This is a genomic window from Streptomyces sp. NBC_00353 (assembly GCF_036108815.1).
Taxonomy (GTDB): domain Bacteria; phylum Actinomycetota; class Actinomycetes; order Streptomycetales; family Streptomycetaceae; genus Streptomyces.
This window is the reverse complement of the sequence record NZ_CP107985.1, coordinates 3,263,252-3,288,125: the sequence shown is the minus strand read 5'-3', so window position 1 is coordinate 3,288,125 and position 24,874 is coordinate 3,263,252. Positions and strand designations below refer to the sequence as shown.

The following is a 24,874-nucleotide window of genomic DNA, read 5'->3' as shown; positions in this document are numbered from 1 at the left end:
CTCGTGAGTTCCGGAGCAGCGGCAGGGGGCAGAGCCGGGTCCGGCCGAAGGCCTTTCCGGAGCCGGTGGGCTGCTACGCGGCGCCGTTCTCGCTCAGGATCTTGTCGATGCGGGCGCGATGCGCTTCCTCCCATGCATCGAGGGATTCGCCGGCCTCCTTGGCCAACTTCGCCCGGGCATCGAGGAGTACCTGCTCCCGGCGGGCGCGGGGAGTGACCACGATGCCCTCTTCGTCGGCCACCACGATGTCCCCGGCATGCACGTTCACGCCGCCGCACCGCACCTGGCCACCCAGGGGCACTACGGCCGACTTCGTTCCCGGGATGGGGATGACCCCCCTGGCAAAGACGGGAAAGCCCATCTCGCGCACCTCGGCGAGGTCACGGATCACTCCGTCGAGCACGAACCCGGCGACCCCTCGGCGCTGGGCGACGGCGCAGACATTTCCTCCGGCGAGTGCGTAGTCCACGTCACCCGCTTCGACGACGACGACCGAGCCGGGCTCCGCGCGATGGATGGCCGCGTGCAGCATGAGGTTGTCCCCCGGAGGGCACCGCACGGTGAACGCCGGGCCGGCAATGCGCGGGATCGAGGGCCACAGGGGGCGAATGCCGATGTTCATGACCTGCTCGCGTCCCAGGACGTCGGCGAGGGTGGTCGGTGAGATGTCCTTGAACTCGGTGCCGTCGCTCATGTTCATCCTTCGCTCGTTCCGGCGCTCGTCCCACCGTGGGCCGTGGGGTCAGGCCTTCCAGAAGAAGACGGCCGTCATCCGCTTCTCCTCCAGCGTGTGACCCCAGTAACCGGTGGCGCTGTGGATCATATTGGCGGAATAGAGCAGCAGCCGGTTGGCGCGGTGCGGGACCCGTACGTCCTCGACGAAGGAGTCCGGCGACACGAAGCGGGTGCCCAGCGCGTCGACGAGGTTGTTGTGCGGCGCGGTCACCTGGTTGCCGCCCAGGACTCCACCGGGCAGGCTCTGGCGGTAGAAGCTGGTTCCGCAGTCCTTGGGTACGCCGGGGTTGAGATAGAGCACCGCGGCGTAGCGGCAGAGTGTCCGCGAGTCGGTGTGGGGGCGCGGCTCACATTCGCCCTTGCCGACGACCTGGACACAGTTGTGGTTGAACGTGCCGCCGCCCGAAGGGCGTTCGGCCCAGAGTTCCCGGGCGCCGGTCGCCTTTCTCACCAGCCGTTCCACCTGCGCCAGTTCACCCGGCTCGAGCCCCGGCATGGCGCGCAGACCCGGCCAGCTCTCGGGCTTGTGCGGGTAGCCCTCCGTCCAGTCCTCCCTGGCCAGGCAGCGCTCCCGGGTGGCGTCCACATCCGGCAACACGTCGTCCAGTACCCAGTAGTCCCGGTCGCGCGTCGGCTTGCGGTACGGGAGGACCGGGAGGGGAGGAGGTCTCAGAGACATGGGAGGGACCGTAGCGGCCGAGGGTCCCTCGGATCTCCACGCGAGCGGTCAACCTTACGTCAAGGGCTCCCCAAGCGGCTTATTTCTGACGTCTCGTCAAAGTTGGTGACTGGGAGTCCGGTTGGGGCGTCGGTGAGGCCGAGACGGAGGTGCTCCACGTGGTACAGGGCCTGGTCGAGAAGTGCGACGACGTGGTCGTCGTGGAGTGTGTAGACCACGGAGCGGCCCCGGCGGGTTCCGGTGACCAGGCCGAGATTGCGCAGCAGGCGAAGCTGGTGCGAGCAGGCGGACTGCTCCATGCCGACAGCGGTCGCCAGCTCGGTCGCCGCGCACGGGCCTTCGCGCAGCCGGGCCAGGATCAGCAGCCGGGAGGGCGTGGACAGCGCCTGGAGCATGGCGGCGACCTGCGGTGCGTTCTGCGCGTTCAGGCGGGTGTACGGCGCTGTGGCACTGCTGTCGGGGGTATTCGCCCTGTCGCCCATGGTCACCATGGTACGGAGATGATCACATGAATGGATGGTCAAGCATTCATGTGTGGTGAGACGTTTCCGCGGTGGGCCAGGTGAGGGAAGACCCGGTGCCCCGGAGACCGCTGTCCAGGGCACCGGTGACGCATGACGGACGGGTGTCCGGTACGCGTGTCAGTCGTCGATCGCCGCCCCGTACAACGCGTCCGCCGTCGGGCCGCCGAAGTCGCCCGCGCCGTAGCTCCAGGAACCGGAGGTGGTGATCCCGCCGGTGCCCGCGGAGAAGACCCAGACGTAGCCGTCGTTCGTGTTCTCGCTCGGCGCCGAGACGAGCAGGCCGAACCGGCCGTCGTCGTTGGGGTCGGTGAAGGAGACCTGGCCGCCGAACTTGTCGCCCTTCTCGACGGTGCCCGGGACCTTGGCGGTTCCCTGGTTCGCCGACAGCACGCCGGTGGCCGTGAGGCCCCGGGCCGAACCGCGCAGGACGATGAAGGCACCCGCGTCCGCGACGGTGCCGATGTCCTCGCCGGAGACGCCGATCGCCAGGTCCGCGAATCCGTCCTTGTTCGTGTCGCCGAGGGAGAGGTCGGTGCCGAAGCCGTCGCCCCGCTCGTTCGTACCCGGCACACCCGGCGAGTCCTGGGTCCACCAGACCGGCGGGGTGCCGGGGCCCTCCTGGCCTGCGAGTCCGGCCGCGCTGCCGTAGTAGACGCCGACCATGCCGCCGGTCATGCTCTCGCCGCCGTCGTCCGGGCTGTGCGGCTCACCGGTGACCAGGTCGTCGTAGCCGTCGCCGTTGATGTCGCCGGAGGCGACGACGGGGCCGCCGCGTACCGCGGTGACCGGCAGCGGCTCGTCGTTGGAGGCGGTGCCAGGGAGGATGTACGACCAGCCGTGGCCCGGTTCGTCGCCGACGCTGGTGCCGGAGACGATCAGATCGGCGTAGCCGTTGTTGTCGTAGTCGCCGGTGGTCATCGACTTGGGCTGGATACCCTGCGGTTCGTCGGCACCGGACCTGGCGAGCGCCTTCTTCGGCGGCGAGGTGAGCGTCGTACGCGCCTTCTGCTGCGACTGCCGCGACTGCGGGCCGGCGCTCTTCGCGCTGGGTTCGGTGGCCGGCTCGAACTGGTAGGTGGTCAGGCCGACCGAGTCCATGACCGCCAGCAGGTCGCCGGGTGTGGTGTCCGAGAAGCGGGCCGCGGCGAGCGAGGCGCCGAATTTGCCGCCCGTGGTGAGATCGTCGGCCTGCAGCCAGTTGCTGACCGACCCGGTGAGGCCCTTGGGTGTGCCCCACAGGACGACCACGCCGCCCGCGTTGGAGACGGCGCCGATGTCCTCGCCGGGGATACCGACGACCGCGTCGTCGTAGCCGTCGCCGTCGAGGTCGCCGGTGGCCACGGCCTTGCCGAAGTTGTCGGCGGCCTCGGCGGCTCCGGCCACCCCGGAGGAGTTCTGGCTGAAGGCCCTGGCATTGGTGGTGCCCATGCCCTTGGGCCCGCCGTACTGCACGGTGACCATGCCCGCGCCCTTGTGCCCGCCGACCGCCGCACCGGGAGAGCCCACGAGCACGTCGTCGTAGCCGTCGCCGTTGAAGTCGGTGTTGCGGTCGTCGGCGTGCGTGCCGCCGGGGGTACCGGCGTACGCGGACGGGGCCGAGGCGATGGCCGCGCCCGTGACGAGGAGAAACGATGCCGCCGCGACGGCGGCCGAGCGGTTCTTGCGCATGAGCGGCTCCTTGGTTCACGAAGGGCCGGGCTTGCTCGGGGGCGCGGGGGGTGTCCGGAGAGGGCCCGTTCCTGTCCGGTGCCGTGTATGACAGCGCATGGGGCACAAGGGTTGTACGTAGGGTGTGTCCGGTTTTCCGAAGAAGATCACTTTGGGGTCGTTGTGATCCGCGCGCTCCGTTCACCACGGATCGGGGTCGTTCGGAGGAACCTCAGCATCCGGAGGATTGCGGAGCGTCATTCCCTCGTCCTCCGGGCTTTGGGTGTCAGATGGCCATGACCATCTCCGGGGCGACCCGTGCGGGACTCGGTCCGGTCGATACGGCAGCGTGAGCGCGGTCCCACGGGACCGGTCACGCGTCGATCCGTCGAAGGAGGACACCCCCCATGCTCGGCACTCATTTCGTGACCGGTGCACCCAGCTGGCTGGACCTCGGCAGCACCGACACCGCGGCCGCCGCGGACTTCTACGGCGCGGTGTTCGGCTGGAGTTTCGACTCGGCAGGACCCGAGGCCGGTGGCTACGGCTTCTTCCAGAAGGACGGCAGGACCGTAGCTGCTGTCGGCCCGCTCACGGAGGAGGGCGCGAGTCCGGCCTGGACGGTGTACTTCCAGACCCCCGACGCCGACGCGACGGCCAAGGCCGTGGAGCAGGGCGGCGGGACCGTGCGGGTCGATCCGTTCGATGTCATGGACGCCGGACGGATGTCCTGTTTCACCGACCCGGGCGGTGCCGATTTCTCGGTCTGGCAGCCCGCTGGTGTCAAGGGCCTGGAGAAGACCTCGGAGCCCGACACGCTGTGCTGGGTCGAGTTGCACGTCGGTGACACTTCCGCGGCACTGCCCTTCTACCGGTCGCTGTTCGGCTGGCGGAGCCAGGAGATGGAAGTCCCCGGAATGACGTACACCGTGCTCTCCACCGCGGACGGCGACCAGCTGGACGCGAGCTTCGGCGGCCTCGCCCAGGCCCGGGACGGAATGCAGCCGCGCTGGATGCCGTACTTCGCTGCTGCGGACGCCGACGACATCGTCTCCAGGGTGCAGGAGAACGGCGGATCGGTGCTGATGCCCGCGGAGGACGTGCCGGACGTCGGCCGGATCGCCTGGCTCGCCGACCCGTTCGGTGCCCCCTTCGCCGTCCTCAAGCCCGCACCCCGGTCGGCCTGACGAGAAGCCGCACACCTCCGGGACGCTGCTCCGCCCATCGGCCGACGGGCGGAGCTGTGGGCCGGCCGGTCCGCGACCGTACGCGGACAGCGGTATTCCGGCGGGCGCGTGGCGCCGCTGTCCGGGGTGCATCCGGTCGTGGATGCCGTGCGGGTACCCGGATGGCGCCGCGCGGGCGCATACCTGGAGTTTTGCGCCCATACTGGAATGGCTGCGGCGCATGTTGCCGAGCAGCGGGGTAGCCGCACCCCCCACCTGTCGTCGATGCCCCGGGGTGGATCTCATGGACTCCCCATCCTCCGCGGCAGACCCCAAGGGGCCGACCGGGCCGCCGTTGATGTGCCGGGACCGCGTCATCGCCGCTGCGCTGCGGCGTCTGAACCGCGGCCTCGACTGCAGCACGTGCACGGCCTATCTGCTGACCGAGGACGACCGGGCGCTCGCAGCAGCGATGATGGTCGACACCACCCTGAGCTTCACTGTTCCGTCGGGCATGGCGGCGGACGACCGCAACTTCTCCACGGCGAGGGCGCACCAGGCCGGGAAGCTGGTGCTGTTCGAGAACACCGATCTCCAGGAGCTGACCCGTCGGTCTCCAGCCCTCTTCATCCACAATCCGTACCCGATGATGGTCGCCTCGGCGCCGGTGCGGACCCTCCGGAACCGGTTCGGTGCGCTGAGTGTGCGCTGGGTGCCGCCGCGCCCGGTGGCCACCGATTCGCTGGATTTCCTTCAGGCCGTCGCGGACGACCTGGCCGTCGAACTGGCGGACCTCGCGGAGCAGGGCGCGTGGATGAAGGCGCCGTACGTGCCGCTGTTCATCGCCGGGGTGTCGCGTGACCGGGGCGCCCCGGTCAGGGGATCGGCTGCGGAAGCCGGCCCCCGCGGACCGGAGGCGTCGGCCGTTCCCATGCCGACCGGCAGCACGTTTCTCTACCAGTTGCAGAGGCTCGCCGCCGAACTCACGGCCGCGGTGCACATCCGGGACGTCCTCGCCGCCGCGGACACCCAGGTGGTCCGGCCCTTCGGCGGTCGGGCGGTGATGCTGTGCCTCGCCGAGCAGGGCCGGCTCCATGTGGTCGGCGCGACAGGGTTCTCGCGCGAGTCGGTCCAGCGGGTCGACGGCACCCTGCTGTCCCGCCACACGCCGGAGACGGACACGCTCCGTGCGATCGAGATCCTGTCCTTCTCGTCGGCCGAGGCGCTGCGGCAGGCCTATCCCGATGTCGACCCCGATCCGGAGGTCCAGGCCCGCACCTACCTCCCGCTTGTGTCCAAGGGTCGGGCCACGGGCTGCTGCGTCCTGGAGTTCCCGGAGCCCGCACTTCCGTTCGCCCCCGAGCAGCTCGCCGTACTGACGATCATGCTGGAGCAGGTGGGTCAGTCCCTGGAACGGGCCCGCTCCTACGAGATCGAGCACGCGCTCACCCAGACCCTGCAGCGCAGCCTGCTGCCGCGCAGTCTCCCGCACATGACCGAGGCGGTCGCCACGGCCCGCTACCTCCCGGCGACCGACCGGGCGGACGTGGGCGGCGACTGGTACGACATCGTTTCGCTGCCCGGTGGCGGGATCGGCCTGGTCATCGGTGATGTGGAGGGCCACAGCCTGGAGGCGGTGGCGGTGATGGGCCAACTGCGCAGCGGCGTCAGGGCGTACGCCGCCGAGGGACACGACCCGGCCATCGTGCTGGAACGGAGCAATCGACTGCTCGCCGGGCTGGGCACGGATCTGTATGCCACGTGCTGCTGTGTGTGGCTCGACCTGGCGAGCGGGACCGCTACCACGGCGACCGCGGGCCACCCGAGCCCGCTCATCGTCGACGCGGACGGAAACGGTGTCACCGAATCGCTGCCCGTGGGGCTGCCGTTGGGCGTCGATGCACAGGCCCGGTACGAGCAGAGCGAGGTACAGGTGGTGGCGGGGTCGGTGATGGCACTCTTCACCGACGGTCTGCTGGACGGACGGCTGCTCGGATCGGATGCGGCGATGGAGAGGCTCGGCCGTGTGCTGGCCGACCACTGCGGCGACAACCTGGAGGTGCTGGCCGACCGTCTCGTCCAGGACCGCCGCGGGTGGCGGGTTCTCGCCGACGACGCGGCACTGCTGCTGGTGCGGTACGAGGGAGCGCAGTCCCGGGAGCACCGGCGGGTGGCACGGATGTCGGTGCAGCGTCACCACCTGCAGGGGGTCGCACAGGTCCGGGAATTCCTGCGGGACCTGCTGCACCAATGGGACATGCTGCCGATGCTGGACACCTTGGAACTGCTGACGTCCGAGGTCGTCACCAACGCCCTGATCCATGCCGACAGCGAAGTGGAGCTGCGGTTGCGGGAGTACCCGGACCGGATCCGGGTCGAGGTCCGTGACAGTGACCCGCATCCACCCGTGCCCACCGCGATCGTCGCGGACGAGGAGAACAACCAGGAAGCGGAGTCCGGGCGCGGCCTGCTGATCGTCGACGCGCTGGCCGGCGATTGGGGCAGCTCGCCGGCGGGGCGCGGAAAGACGACCTGGTTCGATCTTGCGATTCCGGCTCAATGAGGCAACCGCCGATGTCGCATGCACGGGGCGGACGAATGTGGTCGACGTGTGGTGCGCGGTGGAGACCGCCCTGGCAGAAGTCGCTGATCGCAACAGACGAATCGGCCCCGGGCGCCGCGCTCCAGGCGAAGGAGTCCCGGCCCGACACGGCCGCTGCCGTCCATTCCACCGAATGATCGGTCGGTGAAATGTGTGGGTCGGGCACGAATGCCGTGCCCGACCCACTCTTGGCGAGCGGGTGAATTGCAGTCAGATCCCAGTGTCACCAACGGTGTTGACCGACTTGTCGGTGCGCGGACCGTGGACGCCGACCGATCCGCTGTCTCCCGTGCGGCGAGGCCCGCGCTCGCCCGGAGCGTGGCGGCGTGCGCGGCACCGACGGCTCCGTCCGGCGCTTGCTGGTCTCGTACAGGTTCGTCGGCCATACTGCCCGCCGTGGAGCAGCGCATAGATCCGAACACTCAGCCCGCGTACGCCGCAGGGACAGACCCGGCGTACATCCCTGGCCTCACGGCCCCCCGCCCGGTGGGGACGCCCGACGCGGACCAGGGGAAGACCGAGGAGCCGGCGCCCGAAGGTGCCGCCCCCGAAGACCTGGCCGCCGCAGAGGCTGCCGCTTCCGGTGCGCAGGACGCGCCTGAAGCGGCGGACGCGGCGGACGGCGAGAAAGGGGGAGAGGAGGGCGATAAGGCAGCGGACGGACCCGTATTCGAGGTCAGCGACCGTCGGGGTTCGATCACCGCGGACCGCGAAGGCATCCGGTTCACCTTGGACGATCAGGAGGCCGATTTCCGCTGGGACGAAATCGGTGCGGTCGAGGTGAAGTCGCCCCGGTTCGGGCGCCGGTTCACTGTCACCGTCCATATGTCGACCAACCGCTGGTTCAACGCCGAAGTCGAGGCGGCGGCCAGGAGCAGCCTCAAGGGGTGGGCGCAAGAGCTCGACGCGGTTCTGGACGCCTACTTCGAGGAGTAGTGCAAGGCAGGCCGACCCGCTTCGGCGGTGAGTGTCCAGGGGCCCGCGGCCGTGAAGGCCGGCGGGCCCCTTGGCGGTTGCAGAGCGGACATCTGGGCAGCCCCGTGTGGCGACAAGGCGCCATCTGGCACAGAGTCGCCACTTTGCATCTGGATCTTGCGGTCTACACGCAATTAGCTTCCGGCGTGCGCGGCAACGTCCGGACGTTCGGTTGGTTGGCTGTGATGCGATCGAGCATCAGTTCTTTTGACGCGCATGCCTGTTGAGCCTGCGTAAGGAGTCCTGATGCGTACAACCCGCGAAAGACGGCGGCGTACCGCTGCCGTCGGCGCGGTGGCAGCGACGATCGTCCTGTCACTGACAAGCCTGCCCGGGGCGATAGCAGCCGTGCCGCCGTCGACCGGCCCGAGCGCCTCGGGCGCACCGTCCACGCAACAGAAGGGGTCGACCACCTCGATGGTGACCCTGGTCACCGGGGACAAGGTCGCGCTGACCACCGGGCCGGACGGCAAGCAGTCGGTGAACATCCTCTCCGGCGCTGGAACGTCCAAGTCGTTCCAGACCTCCAGCGGACAGAACGGCGACCTGTACGTCTACCCCGAGGACGCCATGGCCGCCCTCGCCTCCAGCACGGTGGACGGCGAGCTGTTCAACGTCAGCCGGATGATCAGGGACGGCTACGGCGACGCGAAGACCGACGAGGTCCCCGCCATCGTCGACTTCCAGGGGAAGCCGACCGCCGCTGCCCTGAAGCAGAAGACCGAGGACCTGCCGGGCAGCGACAGCGAGCGGGTCATGCCCCGGCTGGGGCTGTCCGCGGTGCATGTCGACAAGCACAGCGCGAAGGGCTTCTGGCAGGCCGTCAAGCCCGCCCAGGCACGCGGCAGAAGCGCCCAGGCCGATACGGTCCCCGGCACTGCCGGCGTCTCTAAGCTGTGGTACGACGGCAAGGCGAAGGTCGCACTGGACAAGAGCGTGCCGCAGATCGGTGCCCCGGAGGCATGGGCCAAGGGGTACGACGGCAAGGGCGTGAAGGTCGCCGTGCTGGACACCGGTGCCGACCTGAACAACGCCGACATCAAGTCCGAGATCGTCCAGAGCCAGAGTTTCGTCAACGGCCAGACGGTCCAGGACGGTCACGGTCATGGCACCCACGTCGCATCCACCATCGCCGGCAGTGGCGCCAACTCCGACGGCAAGTACAAGGGCGTGGCCCCTGGTGCCGATCTGCTGATCGGCAAGGTCCTTTCCAACTCGGGCCAGGGCACGGACTCCAGCATCCTGGCCGGCATGGAGTGGGCGGTCGACCAGGGCGCCGACGTCGTCAGCATGAGCCTCGGCGGCACCGACAGACCAGGTGAAGACGCGCTGACGAACGCGGTCAACTCGCTCAGCGCCTCCTCGAACACCCTGTTCGTCATCGCTGCCGGCAACGCAGGACCCGGTGAGAGCACCCTTGGCACCCCCGGCGCCGCCGACGCCGCCCTCACCGTCGGCGCCGTCGACAAGTCCGACGCGCTCGCCGACTTCTCCAGCCGTGGCCCGCGCCTCGGCGACATGGCGATCAAGCCGGAGATCACCGCCCCCGGTGTGGACATCGTCGCCGCCCGCGCGGCCGGCACCACCGTGGGCACCCCGGTCGACGCCAACTACACCTCGGCCAGCGGCACCTCGATGGCCACCCCGCACGTGGCCGGCTCCGCCGCGATCCTCAAGCAGCGCCACCCCGACTGGACCGGTCAGCGCATCAAGGACGCGCTGACCGCGCACGCCAAGTCCGCTGCCGACCAGACCGTCTACCAGCAGGGCTACGGCCGGGTCGACATCCCTGCCGCCCTCGACCCGTCGCTGGAGCTGTCCGGCACCGCCGACTTCCGCGTCATACCGTGGCAGAAGGGCACCTACCCGACGCGCAGCCGCACCCTGACGCTGCACAACGACGCCGCGACCGACACCGTGGTGACCGTGACGGCAGACGCCAAGGACGCGAGCGGAACCGCGGTCCCGGCCGGCACGCTGTCGCTGTCGGGAGCGGGCCTGTCCGACGGCCGGGTCACCGTCCCGGCCGGCGGCACCGCCGAGGTCACCGTCACGCTCGACAACAACGGCCTGAAGACCGGCCAGTACGGCGGATCGGTCACCGCCACCTCCGACAGCGGCGAGTCGGTGCACGCCGCGCTCGGCTTCGTCACCTCCGTCGAGCAGCACGATGTGACGCTGAAGGTCACCGACCGCTTCGGCAACACCCCCAAGGCGTTGAAGTTCACCCTGCACGGGATGGACAACAACTTCTGGCAGAGCCAGACCCTGTACGACAACGGCACTGCCACCCTGTCGGTACCGCTCGGCAAGTACTCCATCGAGGGCTCGCTCTACTCGGCGGACCCCGCCGGGGGTGCGGTCTCCTACGCGGCCGATCTGTTCGACGTGCCCAACGTCGAGGTGAGTGACCGGGACCAGACCTTCACCGTCGACGGCACCACCGCCACCGACCTCAGCGTGAAGATCAAGGGTGAGAACCGGCCCCTGGAGAACGGCCAGGTGACCACGTTCATCGTCCGTGACGACGGCACCGCAAACGGCCACGCCAACTTCTCCGGCATCGGAAACCTGCTCAATCTCGCCGACACCAGGCAAGGTGCCATCCCCAGTGCCGGCGCCACCACCGGCGCGCTGCGCCTGGAGACCGCCCTGGCCCGGCGCGAACCGCTGGTCCAACTCGAGGTGACGGGCCCCGGGCACATGACCATCCCGCTGAAGTCCTCGGTGAACGCGAAGCGTTTCGAGGGCACCAAGCACACCGAGCTGGTCGACCTGAGCGCCGGTACGGAGCAGGACTTCGCCGGTGCCGACGTCAAGGGCAGGACCGTTCTGGTCTCCGTGGCCGATGTCACCAAGGCCGGAGACCAGGCCGCCAGGGCCGCGGCTGCCGGAGCCGTCGCGATGATCGTGGCCCCTGCCGACCCCGGCCCGAGCGGAAGCGGCGTCCCCGCCGGACAGACCATCCCGGTCGCCCACGCCACGTACGACAACGCAGCAACCCTCAAGGGCTTGCTGGCCAAGGGCAAGGTCCGGATCGCCCTGAAGGGCGTCCTGGAGTCGGGCTACTCCTACTACCCGCACTTCACCGACGACCGGATCCCCGCCGACCTGGCCAAGACCGTCGACGTCAAGGACTTCGCCAAGGTCACCAATACGTTCCACTCGGACGGAGCCCGGCGCCTGGGCGCCGAGAACATGAACGTCTGGGGTCCCCTGCAGGTGAGCACCGGCTCCGTCGGCCAGCCCCTCTACCAGGGCACCACCCGCGACGACTACTTCCTCGCGGGCACCGGGGTGACGTACCAGCCGAGCGTGTCGGCCAACTTCAACTCCTCGACCTGGAGGATGAACGGCCAGCGCGCCACCTACCTCACCCCGGGCAAGTCCTACACCCGGAGCTGGTTCGACGCGCCGATGCGCCTGTCCCAGTACGAGTTCGGGCCGTGTGTGTTCTGCCGCGCCGACGTCTGGCAGAACCTTCCGGGCAACAACGGTGCCGACAACGATCCCACCCACACCCTGTCGGGCCTGACCGGCACCTGGAGTTTCTACCTCAACGGGCAGCCGATCACCGGCTTCGGCCAGCTGGCGCAGGAGAGGGCTGACTACCGGTACGTCCTCGACCAGAAGCTGACCAAGGACGTCCCGGGCGTCACCCTGGGCCGCCAGATGCGCACGGAGTGGAACTTCAGCCAGGCGGCACCGACCACCATGGCCATCAAGGACTGCGACACGGCGTTCATTCCCACGCCCAAGGTCTGTGAGTCCATGCCCGTGCTCCTGCTCGACTACGACCTGCCGCTGAACGTGCTCAACCAGGCACAGGCCGGACTGCCGTACACCTTCACCGTGAACGCGGCACGCCCCAAGGGCTGGGCCGGGTCCACGGCGGTCGCCGGCGCCAAGGTCTCCGTCTCCTACGACGACGGCGCCACCTGGAAGTCCGCCGCGATGCTGCGCAAGGACGACAACTCCTTCCAGGCACTGCTGTGGCACCCCAAGCTGGCCGACACCAACGGCTTCGTGACCCTCAAGACCGAGGTCTGGGACTCCGCGGGCAGCCGGACGGTCCAGACCATCACCCGGGCCTACGCCCTCAAGTGAGGTCCTGAACCAGAAGTCCGTCGGACACTGCCGGGCGCCCGGCGCAGGGGTGAGAAATTCCCTGCGCCGGGCGCTCTGTCTGTACAACTGGCCGTATCGTCATCACATACATGAACGCTTCGAACTCGCCGTGATGCCGCTTCAGCAGGTGAACGGGGCTTCTCGGAGCCTGTGAGGGAGATACGCAGATGCTGGAGACGCTCGGTCTGAGCACCACCGAGTCTCAGGTGTACGAACTGCTCGTTCGCACAGGACGTACCGATGCGGGCCGGATCCGGCAGCTTCTCCGCCTCGGTGCCGAGCATGTCGAGGAGGCGGTCGGCGGACTGGCCGACAAGGGGCTGGTGACCACCACCGATGACCAGCCCGCACAGCTGATTCCGTCCCCTCCGGACATAGCGGGGGAGGTGCTGCTCCTGGCGCGGATGACCGAGCTGACGAAGGCCCGCGGGGCTCTGGACCGGCTCGCGGACGAGTACCGCAGCGCGCCCCGCCCGGACATCTCGGGGGACATGGCCGAGGTCGTCCCCGACGATGAGGTGGCGCTGCGGTACCAGCAGATCCAGGCTCGGGCCCGCAGGGAGGTCGTACGGTTCGACGCCCCGCCGTACGTGGTATCCGAAACCGTCAACGAGGTCGAGATCGAACAACTGGCGGCGGGGGTGAGGTTCCGGACTGTCTACGACGGGCTGGGGCTGGAGGCGGACGGGTCGCGGGAGGAGGTCCTCCAGTACGCGGAGGCGGGGGAGCAGGGCCGGGTTCTGAATCATGTGCCGGTCAAAATGGTCATCGTCGACGGTTCGACGGCCCTTCTTGCGATGCGCTCGGGCGAATCGTGTACACAGCGGGTCGTCCACATCCACCCCGGTCCGCTGCTGGAGGCGTTGGTCGCGCTGTTCGAGCTCGTGTGGGAATCCGCACTGCCCCTGCACCCCATGGCCGTCCAGCCGCGCAGCGAACTGACGGACGACGACATCGAGCTCCTGACCCTGCTGCTCTCCGGACTGACCGACACCGGCATCGCCCGACAGCTGCGGATGGGAAGACGGACCGTGCAGCGCCGGGTGCGGGATCTGATGGATCGTGCTGCTGCCACCAGCCGGATCCAACTGGGCTGGCAGGCAGCCCAGTTGGGATGGATCGCCGGGTCGGGGGACCCGATGGGGACCACCCCGGAAGACGTCAGTCCGGGCTGTCGCCTGACGGAGGCCTGACGTCCGTATGGTCGTGGCCGGACAATGCCGTACGGCGCCCGTGGAACCTGACCCGTCTCTGAAACGGCAGGGCATGAAGGGAACTGCGGACCGAAGAACCTTGAAGTCATGGCACCACCGTGGTGGCGTACTGCTGTCCCACCAGTAACCGGCGCTGGAGTCGTCCACGCCGATCAGGTCGAAGGTCTCGGTCTGCGGGTTCCAACGGTGGACAGCGACACCCGACACCCGGCTGCCGTTCTCGTTCCTGTCGCCGGGGAGGCCCCAGGAGATCCGGCCGCCGGGGCTCGTGCCGAGGTAGCTGAGCGGAGCCCCGGTCGCCGGCGAGGCGGTCGGACGGAGCTCCAGCTCGGTGACTTCGGCGACGGTCGTGCCGGTGTCCGGGGACCGGTACGGCCGTGTCCGGCCGTCGCTGCCGGGCCCGACATTGGCCCACGTCAGCGAGGTGGGGGAGAGCGCCACCACAGCATCGGTACCGGGATCCAGCACCGAGAGATGCAGGGCGGCCTCCGCACCCTTGGAGGCGCCCAGCACCCCGATACGCCGGGTCCCGCGCGACCGGAGCAGTTCGGTCGCGGACACGAATGTCTCCAGCGGCACTTCGCAGATGCCCGACGGCTGCCCCGGGCCGCCGAACCAGCGGACCGACAGGGCGGTCAGGCCCTCCCGGGCCAGGATCCGGCATCGCTCGTCCTCGATCCGGCCACTCGACCCGGCAAGGACGAGGACGCCGGCCCCGCTGCCCCGTACCGGCGCGGCGAGGAACCCCTCGCACGCGCCGCCGCGGACACCGTTGTGCGCAACGGTGAGCGCGCGCTCGACAATGTCCATCCGCCGGTCAGGCGTCCGCGAGGACCACCGAGCGGGTCAGGTGGCGGGGACTGTCCGGGTCGATGCCGACGGCCTCGGCGCGGGCGATCGCCAGGCGCTGTACGCGGACCAGCTCGGCCAGCGGATCCAGGCCGCTCTCCACCCAGCGGGCCCCGGTCGACAGCACCTGATCGTCGAGCCCCTCCGGTGCGGCGCCGAACATCCAGGTGGCGGTGCCGGTGGTGGTGATGCTGATCGGGCCGTGGCGGTACTCCATCGCGGGGTACGACTCCGTCCAGGACAGCGACGCCTCCTTCATCTTGAGCGCGGCCTCGTTGGCGAGGCCGGCCGTCCAGCCCCGGCCGAGGAAGGTGAACTGGGTGCAGTCCAGCAGGCCTTCGGGCAGCGGCTCGGCGAGTGCGGTCTCCGCGTCGCGGACCACGGCGTCGGTGTGCAGGCCGAGGTGGGCGCGGAGCAGCGTGAGCGCGGTGGTGGCGAACCGGGTCTGCACCACGGACTGCTCGTCGGCGAAGTCGAGCACGACGACATCGTCGGCCGAGGTCATCACCGGGGTGTTCGGGTCGGCCGTGATCGCGACGGTACGGGTGACGCCGCGGAGCCGGCCCAGCAGGTCCAGCACCTCGGTCGTGGTGCCCGAGCGGGTGAGCGCGACGACCCGGTCGTAGCGGCGGCCGAAGGGGAACTCCGATGCGGCGAACGCGTCGGACTCGCCCTGTCCGGATTCCTCGCGGAGCGCGGCGTATGCCTGAGCCATGTAGAACGACGTGCCGCAGCCGACGACGGCGATGCGCTCGCCGGTGGCGGGCAGGGCGGCCGACCGGCTCGGTGCCAGGTCGGCGGCGCGACGCCAGCACTCCGGTTGGCTGGCTGTCTCAATCTCGACAAACGACACTTTTGCACTCCGTACAGGTGATGGGATGCTCGTTCACGCACGTTAGCGGTGAACTACAAGCATTATCAAGCATTCTTGTTGCAGCAGACTTGACTGATCAGAGCCTTGTGCGACGCTTGCGCGTGTCCGGTGACCGTGCCCAAGGGGATGGGTGCTCGAATCCCGGACCCGTAAGGAGAGTTCTCTTGTCCAGGGATGCCCGGTGGAACGCGCTGCTGGAGCTGGTCGGGAAGCACGGCAGGGTGGAGGTCGAGGACGCCGCGACGACGCTGGATGTCTCGGCCGCGACCATCCGTCGTGACCTGGACCAGCTTGCCGAGCAGCAGCTGCTCACCCGTACCCGCGGTGGCGCCGTGGCGCACGGGGTCTCGTACGAGCTGGCGCTGCGCTACAAGACGGGACGCCACGCCCCGGAGAAGCAGGCCATCGGCCGCGCCGTGTCCGAACTCGTCGCGGTGGGCGAGGTGGTGGGACTGACCGGTGGCACCACGATCACCGAGGTCGCCCGCTCGCTGGCCGTGCGCTCCGACCTCGTCGGTGACACCGGCCCCGGGATCGGCGGCCAGCCGACGCTGACGGTGGTGACCAACGCCCTCAACATCGCCAATGAGCTGGTGATCCGACCGCAGATAAAGATCGTGGTGACCGGAGGCGTGGCCCGGCCCCAGTCGTACGAGCTCACCGGCCCGCTGGCCAGCGGCGTGCTGGGCGAGATCACCCTGGACGTCGCCGTACTGGGCGTCAACGCGATCGACACCGAGCGCGGGGCGTACGTCCATCACGAGGGCGAGGCCAGCATCAACCGGCTGCTCGCCGAGCAGGCGCAGCGCGTGGTCGTGGCCGCCGACTCCTCGAAGATCGGCAAGCGGGCCTTCGCCCGGGTCTGCGATCTCAGCCAGGTCGATTTCCTGGTCACCGACACCGGCATCACCCCCGAGGCGAAGGCCCGCTTCACCGAGGCCGGTGTCACCGTCATCGCCGTGTGAAGGTGACACCCGTCCGTCCGGCGGGGATGCCGCCGTGCAGGATCAGTTGCGGGGCGCGGTCCACCGCCGGTCCGCCTTGCCGGTGCAGTCGCGCAGCTCCACACGGTGTCCGGGGCCCGTGACTGCCCGGCGTGTACAGGCACTGGCCGGTTGCGTCGCTGACGATCGAGCCGTGTGCGCCGTACGTCCAGGTCGTCAGCGGTCCCGGGGTGCCCGCACAGGTCGTGATCGTGACCGGCACCTCCCTGCCGTTGCCGGACGTCTCCGGTGCGGCGGTCAGGCAGAAGTTGTGAAGCCGGGGTCGGCGGTGACCGTGGTACTCCACGTCACGGATGACAGGTCCGGGGTCCCGGCGGGGAATTCGTAGTGGGTGTATGTGCCGGGGGTGTCCCCTGAGCCGTCCTCATCGGCGTGCGCCGTGGCCGCCGTGGACATTCCTGGTCCGGCCGCAAGTGCCAGTGCCGCGAAGGCGCTTCCGGCGATGCGGCCGAGCCGGCCGAGGCCGGGCACAGTCATGCGAGAGGTCATAGGCGCATACCGACTCTGCTTGAGAGTGTCGGTAGAGGTGCCTTTCGATGCAAGATCGAGCATGGTGGAGCATCCTGGACCCGCAACGAACCCGTTGGCAAGAGGTTCAGTCATCTCATCGAGGCGCTTTCGTGCTCCCGTTGCGCCTCTTTCGCGCCTGACTTCCTGCCCTAATGGGCCCAAAACGGATGTCCACATGACTTTTTCAATGTCTATAGATGTTCGTTACCTCTGCGAAATGAACAACTCTTGCCATCCAGGCGCACCGTCGTGAACTATGTGGCTGTCGCCGCGACGGAGCAGCGGCCGCACCGTCGGTCGTGCGTGCCGCCTCCGCAATTGCGGGACTCCCTCTGCTCCATCAGCCCTGGAGGTGCCTGTGACGATGGCAGATGCGCCGGTCTCAGCCGTGCGGTCGCCGGTGCCGCAGCCCCGCGACCCGGATGACGCGGACTCACCCGCCGGGAAGAAGCGCGCCAAAGCCCGCATACGGCAGCCGCTGCGTCACCGCTTGAGGCGGGACAGAGCCCTCCTGCTGTTCTGCCTGCCGGGCGTCCTGTACTTCGTGCTCTTCTTCTATCTGCCGCTCGCGGGCAACGTCATCGCCTTCCAGGACTACCAGCCGTTCCTGGGCTTCAAGCAGAGCCCGTTCGTCGGCCTCGCCAACTTCACGGCGCTGCTCTCCGAGCCGGAGTTCTGGTCCGCGGTCTCCAACACCCTGCAGATCACCGCGATTCAGCTGCTGCTCTATTTCCCGGCCCCGATCGCCCTGGCGCTGCTGCTCAACTCGCTGATCAGCGAGAAGATCAAGCGGTTCATCCAGACCATCGTCTACCTCCCGCACTTCCTGTCGTGGGTGGTCGTGGTCGCGATGTTCAAGCAGGTACTCGGTGGCGCGGGTTCGGTCACCACGCTCCTGATGGAGCACGGGGTCAACATCGGCAACGTGATGACGGACCCCGGCACCTTCAAGCTGCTGATCACCGCCCAGGCCATCTGGAAGGACTGCGGCTGGGGCACGATCATCTTCCTGGCAGCGATCGCCTCGATCGACATGGGCCAGTACGAGTCCGCCGCCATGGACGGCGCCGGCTGGCTCCGCAGGATCTGGCACATCACCCTGCCGGGCATCCGGCCGGTGATCCTCATGCTGCTGATCCTGCGGCTCGGCGACATCCTCTCGGTCGGCTTCGAGCAGATCATCCTGCAGCGCGACGCTGTCGGCCCGGACGCCTCCGAAGTGATGGACACCTACGTCTACTTTCACGGCGTCATCGACGGCGACTGGGGGATGAGCACGGCCGCCGGTCTGATGAAGGGCGTCATCGGATTCGCCCTGATCCTCGCCGCCAACAAGCTGGCCCACCGCTTCGGTGAGCAGGGAGTGTACCGATGAGTCAGCAAACCTTTGCGAGCCGACTGCGCACCGCCGGGTCCGGTCCGCGCGCCACCACCCGCGTCTCGTCCGGCCGTCCGCCGTGGATGGAGCGTCCGCACTGGTACGGGCAGGGAGCGAAGGCAGCGGCCCTTGCCGTCCTGACCGTGATCGTGCTCTACCCGTTCGTCCTGGCCATCGGCACCAGCCTGGCCGGCCGCGAGGAACTCAACGCCAACGGCGGCTACGTCCTGCTGCCGAAGCACCCGACGCTGGAGGCGTACCGGGTCATCCTCTCCGGCGGGGTCGTCACCCAGGCCGCCGTGGTCTCCATCTTCATCACGCTCATCGGTACCGCGCTCAGCCTGGCGTGCACGGTGCTCATCGCGTACGGCACCTCGCGCCCCGGCACGGTCCTCGGCAAGCCGATCCTGCTGCTGGTACTGGGCACCTTCCTCTTCGCCCCCGGAATCATCCCGACGTACCTGGCGGTCCAGCAGTTCCAACTGCTCGACACCTACGCCTCGCTGATCCTTCCCGTACTTCTCAACGCGTTCAACATCGTGGTCGTCCGCTCCTTCTTCCAGAGCATTCCCGAGGAGCTGTACGACGCCGCGCGGATCGACGGCGCGGGTGAGGTGACCGTCCTCTTCCGGATCGTCCTCCCGCTCTCCAAGGCGGTCCTCGCCGTGGTCGGCCTCTTCTACGCGGTCGGCTACTGGAACAGCTTCTTCAACGCGGTGCTCTACCTCAACGACTCGGGCAAGTTCCCCATCCAGGTGATCCTGCGCTCGTACGTCCTGAACGGTCAGAGCATCAACGCACAGGCCATGGGCGTGCATGCGATTCCGCCCGCGACCTCGCTGCAGATGGCCGTACTGATCATCGCGATCGTGCCCATCTTCTGCGTCTACCCCTTCCTGCAGAAGTTCTTCGTCAAGGGCGTCCTCACCGGGGCGATCAAGGGCTGATCATCCGCCCGCCGCAGCCCCCTCTCCCCCCGCACTTCACATACTTCAAGGAGCACCATGTCCACCAACTTGTCCAGGCGCGGTTTCATGGGCGCGGCGGGGATCGCCGGTCTGACCGTGGCAGGCCTGTCGTCCCTGACCGCGTGCGGCAGCGGCGCCACCGTCAGCAAGGGGGGCGCCAAGGCGTCCGCCAAGCTGAAGCTCCCGACGTACGTCGCCGCGCAGACCGCCCCCGCTGACCTCGCGGGCAACGCTGCCGGACTGGACGCCACGTACCTGCGCTACCCGAAGAAGCTCACCAAGTCGGTGGCCAAGGCCCCCGGTGACGGCAGCCGCATCACGGCGCTGACCGAGACCTTCACGACGCCCGCGCCGGCCCAGAACAAGAATGCCTACTGGCAGGAACTGAACAAGCGTCTCGGCTCGCAGTTCGACATGACGATCGTGGTCGAGGAGGGTGCCGGCTACCCCGGCAAGTTCAACGCGATCATCGCCAGCGGAGACATCCCCGACCTCGTGTGGTTCCCGCCGAACCAGGGCCTCCAGCACGTCCCCGAGCTGCTGGACGCCAAGTTCCACGACCTCACGCCGCACCTGTCCGGTGATGCGGTCAAGAAGTATCCGAACCTGGCGAACCTGCCCACCACCGCGTGGAAGACCGCCGTCATCAACGGCAAGATCCGCGGTGTGGCCGTCGCGTACGGCTCCATGGGCCAGGTCTACGTCGTCAACCAGGACTTCTGGAAGCCGGTCGGCGGCGCCGAGTTCACCAGCGCCGAGGACTTCCTCGCCAAGGGCAAGGAACTGCTCGACGCCAAGCGCAACAAGTACGTCCTGGAACCTGCGTACGTGAATCACGTCGGGCAGTTCGCCCAGTGGTTCGGTGCGCCCGCCGCCTGGCGGCTGGAGGACGGCAAGCTGACTCACCTGTACGAGACCGAGGAGTACCTGGAGGCCGTGGCCTTCGCGGTCAAGGTCCGCAAGGCCGGTCTGTTCTGGCCGGACCCGAACCTCAGCACCACCATGGAGAAGGTGGCGCAGGGATCGCTCGGCGCGTACGTGCAGTCCTTCCCGAGCTTCCTGACCGACGTCAAGACGTACGACTTCCCGTTCGGCGTCATCGTGCCGTTCGCCGGCAAGGCCGGTGCCACCCCGTCGTACACCCTGGGCTACGGCTCGGTCGGTTACACCGCCATCTCCAAGAAGGCGGACACCAAGCGCGTCGAGATGCTGCTGCGGGTGCTCGACTACCTGGCCGCCCCGTTCGGCACCGAGGAGCGACTGTTCCTCGACAACGGCATCGAGGACACGCACTACACCCGTACCTCCAACGGCGATATCAAGCTCACCGCCAAGGGCAATGCCGAGGCCGTGACCACCGCCATGCCGCTGGCCTTCCTCGCCAACACCCCGGAGTACATCTACCTGCCCGGCAAGTCCGAGCTGGCCTCGAAGATCCACGGCTGGCAGGAAGAGCTCCTCAAGCTGGGCAAGGCCAACCCCACCAGCGGCCACTTCTCGGACACCTCGACCAAGAAGAGCGCCTCCATCGGCACCGCGGTGAGCGATACCGTCCTCGACGTCGTCGCGGGCCGCAAGCCGATCTCCGCCTTCCAGGACCAGGTGAAGAAGTGGCGCGCCGGCGGCGGTGACCAGATGCGTGCCGAGTACGAGGCCTCGATCGCCGGAAAGTAGTCTCCGCCCGCACCACCCGTACAGACAGAAGGGACCCCCGTGTCAGACCTGCGCCTCGGCGTCATCGGGCTCGGCCTCCGCCGTTCCATCGCGATCTCCGCCCACCACCCCGGAAAGGGTTCGGCGGTCACCGCCGTCTGCGACCTCGACCCGGAGGTGCGGCAGCGCGAAGCCGAGCGCTTCGGCACCGATGTCGCGGTGGAGGACTACAAGCTCCTCCTCGACCGGGACGATCTCGACGCCGTCGTCATCGCCACCCCGGACGACACCCACGAGGTCATCGCCGTCGATGCCCTGCGGGCCGGCAAGGCGGTCTTCGTCGAGAAGCCGCTCGGGATCACCGTCGAGAGCTGCGACAACGTCCTGCGCGCCGCGTACGAGACAGGGACCCGGCTGTACGTCGGCCACAACATGCGCCACATGGGCGTCGTGCGACTGATGCGCGACATCATCGCCCGCGGTGACATCGGCGAGCCGAAGGCCGTCTGGGTGCGGCACTTCGTCGGCTACGGCGGTGACTACTACTTCAAGGACTGGCACGCCGACCGGACCCGCACCACCGGACTGCTGCTCCAGAAGGCCGCGCACGACATCGACGTCCTGCACTGGCTGGCCGGCGGCTACACCCGCCGGGTCAACGCCCTCGGCGACCTCCTCGTCTACGGCGACCTGCCGCGCCGCGAGGCGGGCACCCCGCGGCCGGACAACTGGCTGCGGGAGTTCGACTGGCCGCCGACGGCCCGCAAGGACCTGCATCACATCGTGGACGTCGAGGACGTCTCGGTGATGAACATGCAGCTCGACAACGGTGTTGTGGCCGCGTACCAGCAGTGCCACTTCACCCCGGACTACTGGCGCAACTACACCGTCATCGGCACCGAGGGGCGGCTGGAGAACTTCGGCGACAGCCCGGGTGACGAGGTCAAGGTCTGGAACACCGGCCCCAGCGGATACCGCGCCGAGGCCGACATCACCTACCGGGTGCCGGAGGCCAACGGCTCGCACGGCGGCGGGGACAGCCGGATCATGGAGGAGTTCTGCCGGTTCGTCCGCGACGGCGGCGTCACCGACACCTCTCCGGTCGCCGCCCGGATGAGCGTCGCCGCCGGTGTGCTCGCGACCCGCTCGCTGCGTGAGGGCGGTGCACCGTACGACGTGCCGCCTCTCGACCCCGAGCTGATCGCGTACTTCGAACGCGGTCAGGTTCGCTAGGAAACTTCTGGCCGGATTCTGACCGGGAAGTGTCGGACAGGGCTTCGGCCCTGTCCGGCGGATCTCACTCGCACATCGTGCACCTCCTCACCTCGGGGGTGCAGGCAAGAGAGCACGATCCCCATTCCCCCCATCAGAAGCAGGTGCAACGCATGACTCTGCGCCACTTGTTCGGCACCACCCTCGCCACTACCGCCGCGGCCGCCCTGGCCGTGCTCGGCGTGGCCGGCCCCACCCACGCGGCGGACATCGGCACGACTCCCGGCACGTACACCAACTACTCCTTCTCCGGCGCGCCGGTCCTGACCGAGGTCACCTGGTCCACGACCGTCCTGCACGACCCCGGATACACCGCCAACGTCTTCTGGAGCCATCAGTTCGGCTTCAACCAGGGCAACGGCGCCTACCTGGGGATGCAGTCCAACGGTGGGTCGAGCAGGGTGCTCCTCTTCTCCGTCTGGGACGTCTCGGAAGCCACGGCCGGCTCCACCGGCTCCTGGTGCCAGAGCTTCGGCGGCGAGGGTGAGGGCATGAGCTGCCGGAGGAACCTCGACTGGACCGCCGGCCACACGTACACCTTCAAGGTGGCAGCCGAAGGCGGTGGCTGGTTCGGCGCCACCGTCGCGGACACCACGGCGGGAACGTCGTACAAGCTGGGCAGCATCAAGACGCCCGCCACCGCCATCTCGCCGTCCGGCATGGTCGACTGGACGGAGTACTTCGAGTGGAACGACCCCCGCGCCACCTGCTACGACCAGCCGTTCAGTGACGCCCGTTTCGGGTTGCCCAAGGGCAATGGCGGTACGGTCACCGCCACCGTCTCCTCCACCTCGAACAGCGGAAACGCCTGCGCGCCCATGACGCGGACCGACACGGTCAGCGGCGGCACGGTGCAGAACCTCGCCATCGGCAACTCGGTGCGCGGACCGGTGACGGGTCTGGCCGGAAAGTGTGTGGACGCGTCGGGCGGCGTCTCGGACGGGACGGTGGCCGATCTCTACGGGTGCAGCGGCAACGACAACCAGGCATGGGTGAAGGCGGCCGACGGCACCTTGCGGCTGCCCTCCGATTACTGCCTGACCGCGGCCGGCACGGGTAACGGAGCGGCCGTCCTGGTCCGCGACTGCGCCGGTACGGGCGCCGGAGGCGCCGTCACGGACACGGCCGAGCAGTGGACGTACAACGCCTCCACGCACGCGCTCGTCAACAAGGCCTCCGGCCGCTGTCTGGACGTCCCGGGGAGCGACAGCACCAGTGGGACCGCACTCGATCTCTGGGACTGTCACGGCGGCGCCAACCAGCAGTGGACGGTGCCCGCCACGTACTAGCCGCACCCTGCCACGATGTCGGGAAGACCTCCGGGGGCAGTGCCGTCAGGTGCCGTCACCGGGGGTCTCTCTGCATCTGTTTTCAGCCATGCTCGGTGGGTAATCGGCGCATTCCGGTGCGGCGACCGCCCGATCGGCCGTCGCCGCGATGCGTGGCACTGTCTGATGAATTGAAGCGGATCGTCCGGAAGGTGCCGTACGGAGGCACCGGCGGCCGGTCTCGTACCGTCACCGCCGCACTGCCGACGCCGAGCGCGACCGTCGATTTTGCGCCAACCAGGAGGCGCGGCGGCCAGGCTCGAACGCGTGGCCGGATCGGGGTCGGCATAATCGCGTCCATGTCGATCACGGGTGGAGACTTCGTCGAGCTGGGGCGGGACCTGTACGCGTGGCTCCCGCCGAAACGCGGCTGGGGCCTCGCCAACTGCGGCCTGCTCACCTCGCCGCGTGGCGCGATCTGGATCGACACCCCGTACGATCCGGTACTCGCCGGCCAGTTCCTGGCCGAGTCCACGAAGCGGCTGCCCGAGGGCGCCTCCATCGACCGGGTGATCGTCACCCACGCCAACGGGGACCACTTCTGGGGCGCGGGCGTGCTCCCGGACGCCGAGATCATCGCGACCCGCGAGGCCCGGGAACACATCCACTACGAACCCACCCCGAAACAGCAGCACGCGCTGGTCCAGGGCAGCGATCCGGCCACCGCGCTCGGTGAATACCTCAAGCGCCACTTCGGCACCTTCGACTGGTCGCAGACCGAACCGGTGCAGCCGACCACGTACTTCACCGGAGAGCTCGAGCTGACCCTGGGGGAGTACCCGGTCCAGGTGTCGGCCCTGCCCGCCGCCCACACCACGGGTGACCTGATCGTGCACCTGCCGGCGCAGCGCACCGTCTTCAGCGGTGACGTCATCTTCGCCTCCACACCGCAGCAGCCGGGCGACCACCCGGTGCACTGGGCGGGCCCTCTCTCCCAGGTGATCGCGGCCTGCGAACAGGTGCTGGCCACCGGTGCCGAGACCATCGTCCCCGGCCACGGTCCGGTCCTCGACCCGGCCGGAGTGCGCGCACACATCGGCTACCTCGAGTACGTTCGGGATCGCGCCCACGCCCTTCATGCGGCCGGGGTGCCTGCGCTGGAGGCGGCGCGCCGGGTGATCGGCGAGCGGCGCCACCCCGAACTCGGCCTGGCCGAACGGCTCGTGGTGACGATCGGCAGCGAGTACCGGCAGCTGGACGGGTCCGAACTGCCCGGTGTGCTGCAGGTGATGACCGATGTCGCCGTCGTCGCTCAAGAAGTCGCAGCTCAAGAACTCTCCGCGCAAGAAGGGGAGTAGTCCCGTGGGGCGGCAGGCCGCGCGGGGTGACAGCCGGATCTCCCGCCGCCCGGGCAGGGAGACGGACCAG

General features: G+C 68.8%; 20 protein-coding genes. 13 read left to right on the top strand and 7 right to left on the bottom strand.

What is annotated here, in order from left to right:
- Window positions 1-73 precede the first annotated feature (73 nt).
- From OHA88_RS14965 to OHA88_RS14950, 4 genes are all read right to left on the bottom strand, one after another.
- On the bottom strand, window positions 74-694 hold the full coding sequence (locus tag OHA88_RS14965) for an RraA family protein (protein ID WP_328625909.1): 621 nt from the start codon (window positions 692-694) through the stop codon (window positions 74-76).
- 48 nt (window positions 695-742) lie between these two features.
- On the bottom strand, window positions 743-1,414 hold the full coding sequence (locus tag OHA88_RS14960; protein ID WP_328625908.1) for a DUF6445 family protein: 672 nt from the start codon (window positions 1,412-1,414) through the stop codon (window positions 743-745).
- Between the two features lie 59 nt (window positions 1,415-1,473).
- Window positions 1,474-1,896, bottom strand: coding sequence for an ArsR/SmtB family transcription factor (locus OHA88_RS14955; protein WP_328625907.1), 423 nt, complete (start codon window positions 1,894-1,896; stop codon window positions 1,474-1,476).
- A gap of 159 nt (window positions 1,897-2,055) precedes the next feature.
- The gene (locus tag OHA88_RS14950; RefSeq protein ID WP_328625906.1) at window positions 2,056-3,606 is read right to left on the bottom strand and encodes an esterase; all 1,551 of its coding nucleotides are present in this window, start codon (window positions 3,604-3,606) and stop codon (window positions 2,056-2,058) included.
- 386 nt (window positions 3,607-3,992) lie between these two features.
- Here OHA88_RS14950 and OHA88_RS14945 point away from each other — a divergent pair, with 386 nt between their 5' ends.
- The 5 genes from OHA88_RS14945 to OHA88_RS14925 all read left to right on the top strand — a co-directional run bounded on the left by OHA88_RS14945 (window position 3,993) and on the right by OHA88_RS14925 (window position 13,649).
- A complete protein-coding gene (locus tag OHA88_RS14945) occupies window positions 3,993-4,772 on the top strand; it encodes a VOC family protein (RefSeq protein ID WP_328625905.1) in 780 nt (259 codons plus the stop codon).
- A 283-nt stretch (window positions 4,773-5,055) separates the two neighbouring features.
- A complete protein-coding gene (locus OHA88_RS14940) occupies window positions 5,056-7,314 on the top strand; it encodes a SpoIIE family protein phosphatase (RefSeq protein WP_328625904.1) in 2,259 nt (752 codons plus the stop codon).
- Between the two features lie 435 nt (window positions 7,315-7,749).
- The gene (locus tag OHA88_RS14935; protein ID WP_328625903.1) at window positions 7,750-8,289 is read left to right on the top strand and encodes a hypothetical protein; all 540 of its coding nucleotides are present in this window, start codon (window positions 7,750-7,752) and stop codon (window positions 8,287-8,289) included.
- Between the two features lie 285 nt (window positions 8,290-8,574).
- Complete coding sequence (locus OHA88_RS14930; protein WP_328625902.1) at window positions 8,575-12,435, top strand: S8 family peptidase; 3,861 nt, start codon at window positions 8,575-8,577, stop codon at window positions 12,433-12,435.
- Window positions 12,436-12,623: 188 nt separating this feature from the next.
- Entirely contained in the window at window positions 12,624-13,649 is a 1,026-nt protein-coding gene (locus tag OHA88_RS14925) for a TrmB family transcriptional regulator (protein WP_328625901.1), read from the top strand.
- 838 nt (window positions 13,650-14,487) lie between these two features.
- On the opposite strand, the gene OHA88_RS14920 is transcribed toward OHA88_RS14925, so the two are convergent.
- The gene (locus OHA88_RS14920; protein WP_328625900.1) at window positions 14,488-15,372 is read right to left on the bottom strand and encodes an SIS domain-containing protein; all 885 of its coding nucleotides are present in this window, start codon (window positions 15,370-15,372) and stop codon (window positions 14,488-14,490) included.
- Window positions 15,373-15,557: 185 nt separating this feature from the next.
- Between OHA88_RS14920 and OHA88_RS14915 the strand changes: the two genes are divergently transcribed.
- Window positions 15,558-16,358, top strand: coding sequence for a DeoR/GlpR family DNA-binding transcription regulator (locus OHA88_RS14915; RefSeq protein ID WP_267000833.1), 801 nt, complete (start codon window positions 15,558-15,560; stop codon window positions 16,356-16,358).
- A 131-nt stretch (window positions 16,359-16,489) separates the two neighbouring features.
- A complete protein-coding gene (locus OHA88_RS14910; RefSeq protein WP_328625899.1) occupies window positions 16,490-16,651 on the top strand; it encodes a hypothetical protein in 162 nt (53 codons plus the stop codon).
- On the opposite strand, the gene OHA88_RS14905 is transcribed toward OHA88_RS14910, so the two are convergent.
- Window positions 16,635-16,874, bottom strand: coding sequence for a hypothetical protein (locus tag OHA88_RS14905; protein ID WP_328625898.1), 240 nt, complete (start codon window positions 16,872-16,874; stop codon window positions 16,635-16,637). The genes OHA88_RS14910 and OHA88_RS14905 overlap by 17 nt on opposite strands.
- Before the next feature lie 397 nt (window positions 16,875-17,271).
- On the opposite strand from OHA88_RS14905, the gene OHA88_RS14900 reads away from it, so the two are divergent.
- From OHA88_RS14900 to OHA88_RS14880, 5 genes are all read left to right on the top strand, one after another.
- Window positions 17,272-18,282 carry an ABC transporter permease gene (locus OHA88_RS14900; RefSeq protein ID WP_443044231.1) on the top strand — a complete coding sequence of 337 codons (1,011 nt, stop codon included), beginning with the start codon at window positions 17,272-17,274 and terminating at the stop codon, window positions 18,280-18,282.
- Window positions 18,279-19,232, top strand: coding sequence for a carbohydrate ABC transporter permease (locus OHA88_RS14895; RefSeq protein ID WP_328625897.1), 954 nt, complete (start codon window positions 18,279-18,281; stop codon window positions 19,230-19,232). The genes OHA88_RS14900 and OHA88_RS14895 overlap by 4 nt, the downstream gene beginning before the upstream one ends.
- 57 nt (window positions 19,233-19,289) lie before the next feature.
- A complete protein-coding gene (locus OHA88_RS14890; RefSeq protein WP_328625896.1) occupies window positions 19,290-20,927 on the top strand; it encodes a hypothetical protein in 1,638 nt (545 codons plus the stop codon).
- A gap of 39 nt (window positions 20,928-20,966) precedes the next feature.
- The gene (locus OHA88_RS14885; protein ID WP_328625895.1) at window positions 20,967-22,139 is read left to right on the top strand and encodes a Gfo/Idh/MocA family protein; all 1,173 of its coding nucleotides are present in this window, start codon (window positions 20,967-20,969) and stop codon (window positions 22,137-22,139) included.
- A 152-nt stretch (window positions 22,140-22,291) separates the two neighbouring features.
- Entirely contained in the window at window positions 22,292-23,467 is a 1,176-nt protein-coding gene (locus OHA88_RS14880; RefSeq protein WP_328625894.1) for a ricin-type beta-trefoil lectin domain protein, read from the top strand.
- An 82-nt stretch (window positions 23,468-23,549) separates the two neighbouring features.
- Here the strand turns inward: OHA88_RS14880 and OHA88_RS14875 are convergent, their stop codons facing one another.
- On the bottom strand, window positions 23,550-23,816 hold the full coding sequence (locus OHA88_RS14875) for a hypothetical protein (RefSeq protein ID WP_328625893.1): 267 nt from the start codon (window positions 23,814-23,816) through the stop codon (window positions 23,550-23,552).
- Between OHA88_RS14875 and OHA88_RS14870 the strand changes: the two genes are divergently transcribed.
- Window positions 23,806-24,804, top strand: a complete 999-nt coding sequence (locus OHA88_RS14870; RefSeq protein WP_328625892.1) for an MBL fold metallo-hydrolase — start codon at window positions 23,806-23,808, stop codon at window positions 24,802-24,804. The genes OHA88_RS14875 and OHA88_RS14870 overlap by 11 nt on opposite strands.
- Window positions 24,805-24,874 lie beyond the last annotated feature (70 nt).